The 8054-nt window shown below is 69.3% G+C and carries 7 protein-coding genes and 1 pseudogene; 2 read left to right on the top strand and 6 right to left on the bottom strand.

The genetic code is table 11. From position 1 onward, the window contains the following. The 5 genes and pseudogenes from DPV74_RS36685 to DPV74_RS36665 all read right to left on the bottom strand — a co-directional run. A pseudogene (locus tag DPV74_RS36685) lies at positions 1-198 on the bottom strand (CPBP family intramembrane glutamate endopeptidase); the annotation flags it as partial. 74 nt (positions 199-272) lie between these two features. Then, positions 273-929, bottom strand: a complete 657-nt coding sequence (locus tag DPV74_RS36680; RefSeq protein WP_027791830.1) for a VC0807 family protein — start codon at positions 927-929, stop codon at positions 273-275. Between the two features lie 160 nt (positions 930-1089). Then, on the bottom strand, positions 1090-3027 hold the full coding sequence (locus DPV74_RS36675; protein ID WP_119338965.1) for a HAMP domain-containing sensor histidine kinase: 1938 nt from the start codon (positions 3025-3027) through the stop codon (positions 1090-1092). Positions 3028-3467: 440 nt separating this feature from the next. Continuing rightward, positions 3468-4532 (bottom strand): 2,3-butanediol dehydrogenase, encoded by a 1065-nt coding sequence (locus DPV74_RS36670; RefSeq protein WP_042978224.1) that lies wholly within the window; start codon positions 4530-4532, stop codon positions 3468-3470. Positions 4533-4870: 338 nt separating this feature from the next. Further along, entirely contained in the window at positions 4871-5611 is a 741-nt protein-coding gene (locus DPV74_RS36665; protein WP_119338964.1) for a GNAT family N-acetyltransferase, read from the bottom strand. A 209-nt stretch (positions 5612-5820) separates the two neighbouring features. On the opposite strand from DPV74_RS36665, the gene DPV74_RS36660 reads away from it, so the two are divergent. Then, positions 5821-7032 carry a CynX/NimT family MFS transporter gene (locus DPV74_RS36660; RefSeq protein ID WP_060085428.1) on the top strand — a complete coding sequence of 404 codons (1212 nt, stop codon included), beginning with the start codon at positions 5821-5823 and terminating at the stop codon, positions 7030-7032. A 38-nt stretch (positions 7033-7070) separates the two neighbouring features. After that, positions 7071-7550, top strand: a complete 480-nt coding sequence (locus tag DPV74_RS36655; RefSeq protein ID WP_119338963.1) for a DUF3331 domain-containing protein — start codon at positions 7071-7073, stop codon at positions 7548-7550. A gap of 24 nt (positions 7551-7574) precedes the next feature. Here the strand turns inward: DPV74_RS36655 and DPV74_RS36650 are convergent. Further along, positions 7575-8054: GNAT family N-acetyltransferase (locus DPV74_RS36650; protein ID WP_162923243.1), on the bottom strand; the 480-nt coding region annotated here is incomplete at its 5' end.

The raw sequence follows: 8054 nt of genomic DNA, 5'->3' as shown, positions 1-8054 counted from the left end.
CACGCCCCAGGCGGCCGCGGCCAGCAACGCGAGCGGCGCCAGCGCGAGCGGCGCGAGCTTGCCGAACGCCAGCGCGCACGCGTAAGCGAGCGCGGCAAGGCCGACGCTCAGCCCGTGCTGCGGGCGATGCCACGCAAACGCGGCGGCCGCGAACAGGGCGAGCCAGATCGTGGCGGATGGAAGGAGCGAGAGGGACATGACAGGAGCGGCATTCGTCGGACGAGACGCCGCGCATCATACAGCAGCCTTCCGGTCATGCTTGCCGGTAGCCGTCAGCGGCCGGCGGTTTCGGTGACGCCGTCGCGGCCCGGGATGTGGACGCTGTTGCGCACGCGCATCCGCCGCCGGTACCAGAACGTCCACGTCAGCAGACAGCCGAACACGGTATAGCCGATGATCGGCGACACGACCAGCACGCGTTCGACCGGCCAGGTCACGACCATCCAGCAGCGCAGCAGCATTTCCAGTGTCATGAACCCGCCCCAGACGAAGGTCATGCGCCGGAGCATCTGCCGCAGCCCCGGCTGCGCGTTCCAGACCGCTTCGAAATGCGCGGCACCGCCATCCATCTCGCGGGCGATGGTGGCGCGCGCGAGATAGAAGATCAGTGGGCGTTCGCGGAACAGCGACAGCAGGAACACGACGCCGATCGTGCCCGACGCGAGCGATTCGCGCATCAGCAGCGTGCGTGCGCTGCCGCCGAACGCCATCCCGATGATCGACAGCGCGATGCCGAGCAGCACGATGGCCGCCACCGCATCCACGCGGCGCGAGCGAATGAATTCGACGATCGACCAGATGACCGGCGGGACCGCCGACGCGTACAGCGCGCCGGTTTCGCCGAAATACGGCTGCGCGGCCCGGTAGGCAACCCAGGGCAGCACCAGGTTGACGAAGAGTTCGAGAATCAGTCCGGCTCGCGGTTTCACGGTGAGCAATTCCACGCAGGTTGGGGCGAACGCGCAATGGGTGTGGTGGCCACCGGTTGCCCCGAAAAGGGTTCGGTCCAGTATATCGAAGAATCGCGCGGGGTTGCGGCACGGCTTCGGCCGCTTTCCGCCGGCACCGGCGGCACCGGCGGCACCGTCGTCATGGCGCCGCCGCGGCCGGCAGCGTGATCGTGATGGTGGTGCCCTGCAGCACGACGCTGTGCACGTGGATGTGGCCTCCGTGCCGTTCGACGACGGCCTTGACGAATGCCATGCCGAGCCCGACGCCGCTGGTTTCCGGCTGGCCGGCGGTGCGGAAGCGCCGGTAGCGCTCGAACAGCCGCGTCTGGTCCGCGCTACTGATTCCGCACCCGCTGTCGCGGATCGTGCAGCGCACGGTCTTGCCGTCGGCGCCCGGCTCGACCTTGCATTCGATGCTCGTCAGCGGCGGGCTGTACTTGATGGCGTTGTCCAGCAGGTTGATCAGCGCGCGCGACAGCAACGCCGGGTCGCCCGGCACGATCGTGTCGTCGCGCCGCGGCACGTCGTCGATCGACATGGATTTCCGGTGCGCGAGCGGCCACACCGCATCGCGTGCCTCGTTCATCAGGTCGGCGAGGTTGACCGGCACGCGTTCGTATTCGCTCGCCTCCGCACGCGACAGCTGCGCGAAACCGTCGGCCATCGCCAGCGTGTGCCGCGCCAGCCTGGCGATTCTCGCGAACTGCTGCTTCATCTGCGCGTCGCCCGCTCGCTGCGCCTGCGTGTCGATCAGGATGATCAGCGATGTCAGCGGGGCGCGCATGTCGTGCGAAAACAGCGTCAGCATGTCGTTGCGCTGGCGCTCGAGCATGTCGCGGCGGACGGTCGCGTTGCGCAACGTTTCCAGCGAGTCGTGGATCCGCGTGATCTCGGGCCCGACGCCGTGCGGCATCGCGACGTGCGACGTATCGCCTTCGCTGAGCGCGACGATCCGGCGGCCGAGCACATCGAGCGGCTTCGACAGCAGCCGCTGCATGCCGCGCGCGAGCGAGGCCAGGATCGCGATGCACAGCGTCGTGGCGAACGCCGACACCCCGACCCTGATCCGGGCGGCGTTCCGGTCGCCGATCGCGCGATGCCGGGCAAGGTCGATCACGCGGTCGCGCAGCAGCTCGCTCGGCCGGAAATGCGGCACGATCGCGCGGGAAAAATCGGCGGCGCTCATGGCATACGCGCCGTCCCGGCCGCCGGCGACGGTCGCGTCGACGAGCGGCAGGATGTGCGCATCGAAGGCCGCGTTGAGCTGCGCATATTCGCGTGCGACGTCGGGGTCGTCGAGCTGCGTGCCGATCGCGCCGTCGATCAGCGCGCGCAATTGCTCGATGCGGCCGCGCATCCGCATGATGTCCGCGAGCTGCGCGCGATCGAGCGCCTGCCGCGCGAACATCGGCGCGATCAGCAGCGAACCCGTGCGCCCCGCGTATTCCCGGAGATCGCCGAGGAGCCGCGCGAGCAGGATCGCACCGGACGTGCGCGGATCGCGCATCGCCGTGTCGGTCATCGCGCCGTCGATCAGCAGCGACAGCGTGTCGACGATCCGGAACAGGCGCGCCTGCGCGTGCTGGATATCGTGAACGGTGCGTGACGCGAGCGGCCGCGCGTTGAGCGCATCGACTTCGGCACGCGCATCGGCAAGCGTCATCCGGACGGAGTCGAGTGCATGCAGCAGGTTGCCGCGTTCGCGGTCGTCGAGCACGGCCGCCTGCGCGATGCCGGCGCGAAAACGTTCGAGCGCGTTGTCGGAACGCGCGCGCGCGGCGAGCAGGTTGCGGATCTCGGCGGCGCCGTCGTCCTGCAGGCGCACCAGCAGGTCGTTCGTCGGGCCGCGTTCGGCCGAGATCACGTTGGCGGCGCTCATCGCGCCGCGGACGAATTCGAAGCTCTGCAGGTCGGCGTTTTCCTGCCGGTATTGCCGGAAACTCCCCCAGATGATCGTGCCGCAGAGCAAGGCCAGCAGCGTGGTGACGAGCGCGAAGCCGATATGCGTCTTCTGCAGGATCGTCAGCGATCGAATGTTATATGCGTGGTCCCGGCTAAACGAGAATGAACGATTCATGACACACCATGTTTGCAAGCTGTCCCGGGTGGGCCCGTATTCTCGGCCTGTCGGCGCCGTGACGCCGTAAGGTTTTGTGGGGGGGGCGGCCGCCTTCACGGGGCGGCCACGATCCCGGCCGGGAGGCCGGATCTCGCGTTGCACAGGATCGCCTTGCGTCAGTGCCCTGTCGACATCGGGCGAATCGCGCTTGATCCGGAGAAACCCTGATCGCGTATCGAACCCGTGGCACGCTACGGCAGATGGTTTGGATTGCGAATATTCTTGATCTGCGCGTCTGCCGTGGGGTGCGGCATCAGGTCCGCTTCGGACGACGGCGGCAAGGAGGGGGCTGGACGGGAATGGAAGGCAGGTGCGCCGCCCTTGTACGGGCGACGCTTCAGGACGATGCTGCAGCAGGCGTGCCGCGGCGCGAATCGGTGCCGCGGCCGCGCGAGCGGTCAGGCGACGGCGGGCCGAACGATGATCTTCACGTTACGGTCCTTGTGATTGACCAGTTCCTCGAAGCCGTGCGAGACGATGTCGCCGAGCGCGATGCGCCCGGTGATGAGCGGCTGCACGTCGATGCGGCCGTCCGCGATGAAGCGGATCACGTCCGCGAACTCGCCGTTGTACGCGAGCGAGCCGATCACCTCCTTTTCGGTCGACACGATGTCGAAGAAGTTGAACGGTGCCGGCTCCTCGAAGATGCCGACCATCACCGACTTGCCGGCCTTGCGGATCACGTCGATCGCGAGCTTCGCCGTAGCCGTGTGCCCGATGCACTCGAACGACACGTCGGCGCCGTAGCCGTCGGTCAGCGCCTTGACTTCGGCGATCGCGTCGGACGTCTTCGGATCGATGACGACGCTCGCGCCGACCTCAAGCGCCTTCTGCTTGCGCGCGGCCGACATCTCCAGCGCGATCACGCGCCCGGCGCCCGCGGCCTTCGCGCACATGATCGTGCACAGGCCGATCGTGCCCGCGCCGACCACGACGACGGTCTGCCCGACGATGTTGCCGGCCTTCTTGACCGCATGCAGCCCGACCGCGAGCGGCTCGATCAGCGCGCCGGCCTCGGTCGGGAAACCGTCGGGCAGCTTGTACAGCAACTCGGCCGGCACGTTCACGTATTCGGCGAACGCACCGTTGTTCATCAGCCCGGTGAACGCGAGGTTCTCGCAGATGTTGTACAGCCCGTGCCGGCAATACCAGCAGGTGCCGCAATGCTGGCATGCGTCGGCCGTCACGCGGTCGCCGACCGCGAAGCCGGTCACGCCCGCGCCGAGCTCGGCGATCTCGCCGCTGAACTCGTGGCCGAGGATGCACTGGCCCTTCAGGCCCGTCAGCGGATGCGGTGCGTCGACCGGGATGAAGACGGGGCCCGCGACGTATTCGTGCAGGTCGGAGCCGCAGATCCCGCACCAGTGCACGCGAATCGTGACCCAGCCGGCCGGCGGGCGCGCCGGAACGGGAACCTGTTCGACGCGGATGTCGTGGCGGCCGTGCCAGACGGCGGCCTTCATGCTGGGGGCGGTGGTCGATGCCGGTGTACTCACGTTGCTGTCTCCGTCAGGTTGTCGTCGGGCACGCGGCATGGTTGGCCGGTGCGCCCGTTGCGCGATTGCGCGATCGACCGGTATGCAGGAACGGGGCCAGCTCGAGCGGGTACGCCGGATGGCGATTCAACGGAACGTGCGTGATGCGATGCACCATTCGCGTATTCCTTTGACAGGAAACGATTCGACGGGGGGCGCGCGGAAATTTGCTGCAACTGCTGAACGGCACGCCGGTGAGACGCTGGGACGTTCGTCTCAGTGCAATGAGACGAATCGCGAGACGCGCGGCGCTGTTCGACGCGCGGTCAGGCGACGATTTCGTCGACGGCGACCGGTGCGAGCCGCGTGAATCCGGCGGCGCGGTACAGCGGCAGCCCGGCCTCGGTCGACACGAGCCACACGCGCTGTGCGCCGCGTTGCCGTGCGTGCGCGACGATCGCGGCGAGCAACTGCATCGCGAGACCCCGGCGGCGGTACGCATCTGCCGTCGCGACGCGGTCGACGACGATGTCGTGCGCCGACGCAAAACCGTAGCGCGCGGTGGCGGCGATCTGCCCGTCCAGGCGATGCGTGAACAGGAACGCGGCCGGATTCGGCTGGAACGGCGGGAACGGGGCGTCCGCATTGAACGTTTCGATGTCGCGCGGCGTGTGGCACCCGAGCGCCTGCGCGAGTGCATCGTCGCCGGACAGCGTGTCGATATCGGCGGCCATGAAATGCTCGTCCGACAACCGGCGTGTCCTGCCTTCCAGTGCGGGCGGCAGCGGCGCGGCGCCGTAGCGCGTGATCCACGCGCCGACGGTGAACGGGCCGTCGCCATACGCGGGCGCGCCCTCGATCACGAAGTGCTCGAAAGGCCGCCCCATGCCGGCGTCGAACCGCACGACCTGGCCGTCCGGGCCGTCGTGCAGCGGCGCATCGCGCCGGTCGCGTGCGGCGCAGTAGCCGGCGACGAAGATGCGCACGGCGGCCTTGCGGCGGGGGAAGGTCGACCAGGCTGCGTCGAGCGGAAGCGGGGCGTCGGGAGCGGGATAGGCGGTCGGCATGTGGGCGCAACGTGGTCGGGGCGAAGCCGACAGCTTAAATCAGGCGGCCGCTCGCCGCCGCGCGGGGCCATTGCCGCGATCGGCGAAACGGATCGTTGCGCGCGATACCCCTTTACTTGAAGTTAACTTCAATTTGTATCATGTGCGCCAGTCCGATCGCGGACGCGTGACGCACCCCGTTGCACGCGGCCGCTCCAACGGAGGTGGAGATGACCGAATCGCCTGTCGCGGCCGATGCCGCGACGCTGCCGTCGCGCAGCTACCGGGCCGCCGTCGCGAACGTCGTGCTGGCGAGCATCGTGTCCGCGCTGCACGTCGGCAAGGCGACGATCGCGTTGCCGTCGCTGCAGCACGAGTTCGGCGGCTCGCTCGCCTCGCTGAGCGGGATCATGTCGGTGTTTCCGTTCGTCGGCGTGTTCGGCGGCATCGCGGCCGGGCTGCTGGTACGGCGCTGGGGCGACCGGCGGATGCTGATCGCGGGCCTGGTGATCCTCGGCCTGTCGAGTGTCGCCGGCGCATCGGCCGGCAGTTTCGCGCTGCTGCTCGCCACGCGCTTCGCCGAGGGGCTCGGTTTCGTGATCGTGGTGGTCGCCGCGCCGGCCGTGCTGAATCGCGTGACGCCGCCCGAGCGGCGCAATCTCGCGTTCGGGCTGTGGAGCACGTTCATGCCGGCCGGCATGGCGCTGTCGATGCTGGTCGGGCCGCTGCTCGGCGGCTGGCGCAACGGCTGGCTCGCGGCTTCGGCGCTGACGCTCGCCGCGGCCGTCGCGGTGCCCGTCACGACGTCCGCCGGTGCACCGGCCCGGCAGGCCGCGGCGCCGCGCATCGGGCCCGCGCTGCGTGACGTGCTCGCGTCGCGATCGACCACGCTGCTCGCGCTGGGTTTCGCCACCTACAACGTGCAGTTCTTCGCGGCGATGACGTTCCTGCCGGTTTTCCTGATGCAGCGCCTCGGCGTCGCGGTCGGCGCGGCGGGGCTGATCAGCGCGGCGATCGTCGCCGCGTGCGTGATCGGCAACCTGACGGCCGGCTGGTTGCTGTCGCGCGGAGCACGGCCGGGGATCGTCATGGCTGCGACGTCGGTCGCGATCGGCGCGGCGGGCGCGGGGCTCTTCAGCGCGGCCACGCCGGCACCGCTCGCGGTCGCGCTGGGTTTCGCGTTCTCGGCGATCGCGGGGATGCTGCCGGCGACGATCCTCGCGTGCGCGCCGGGGTCCGCGCCGACGCCGTCGCTGGCGCCGCTGAGCATCGGCTGGGTCGTGCAAGGCAACTATCTCGGACAGGTGATCGGGCCGCTGGCGATCGGCTCGATCGTCGGTGCATTCGGCTGGTCGGGCGGCATCGGACTGATGCTCGCGGCCGCCGTCACCGGCGCGGCGATCGGCCTGTCGCTGCTGCGCGAACCGATGGGCCGGCGCTGAGCGCGGCGCCGTTCAACCTGCACGGAAATCCGTCAAGCATGCTCAACACCATGGAAAGCCTGATTTGCGAAGAAGACGTGCCGTGCGATGCGCCGGCACGGGTAGAACACGATGCGATGCCGCCGCGCGGCGGCGCCGTGCATCCGCTCGCGACGCTCGGTCTAGCGCCTGCTTCGGAGCATGCCGCTGCGGCCGTCTCGCCGTTGCGCCCGCAACTGTTCGTCACGGTGCTGGAGGCCGGCGACGACGCGTTGCTGGTTCGCTGGGTCGAGAGCGGCCGTTGCCATTACGGCGAACAGCGCTGGCGCTTGCGCGTCGCGTTGCAGCCGGGCCGTTGCGCGATCTCGGGGCAGCCGATCGAGCCCGGCGAGCCGGTGTTCCGGCCGGTGCGGCGGCCCGTGCCGGCCAATGGCGACGAGATGATCTGCCCGGCGTCGGTGCCCGGTGCAACCGGCGCGGCGTGTGGCGTCACGGCGGACGGTGACGACGCATACGTTCCGGCCGACGTTCGCGGCTGAACGCCGGCCGGCCGCGGCATCACGTCATTTCTTCACGTCGTGCCGGTACTGGATGAACCCGGCGTTGTTCGCGAGCTTGTCGTACAGCGCGCGCGCGGTCGTGTTGGTTTCGTGCGTGAGCCAGTACACGCGGCTCGCGCCGGCTTCGCGGGCATGGTCGTACACGGCCTCGATCAGCGCACCGCCTGCGCCTTGCCCGCGTGCGTCGGGCGCGGTGTACAGGTCCTGCAGATAGCAGTACGGCCCTTCGGTCCAGCACGAGCGGTGGTAGATCGAATGCACGATCCCGATCAGCGCCCCCGATGCATCGAATGCGCCGAGCACGAACATCGGCTCGGCAGGATCCATCAGGCGGGCCCACGTCGTCGCGAACACCGCGTCGCTCAGCGCGGTGTCGTAAAACTTCTGATAACCCTGCCACAGCGGGCGCCACGCGGCTTCGTCGGCGGCGACGAGCGGGCGCACCGTGACGCGCGTCGCGTCGTGCGCGCGGCCGGCCGCATC

Source organism: Burkholderia sp. HAN2018 (genome assembly GCF_024704855.1).
In the GTDB taxonomy this organism is placed as follows: Bacteria; Pseudomonadota; Gammaproteobacteria; order Burkholderiales; family Burkholderiaceae; genus Burkholderia; species Burkholderia cepacia.
The sequence above is the reverse complement of the archived record's forward strand: the minus strand, read 5'-3'. Positions and strand labels throughout refer to the sequence as shown.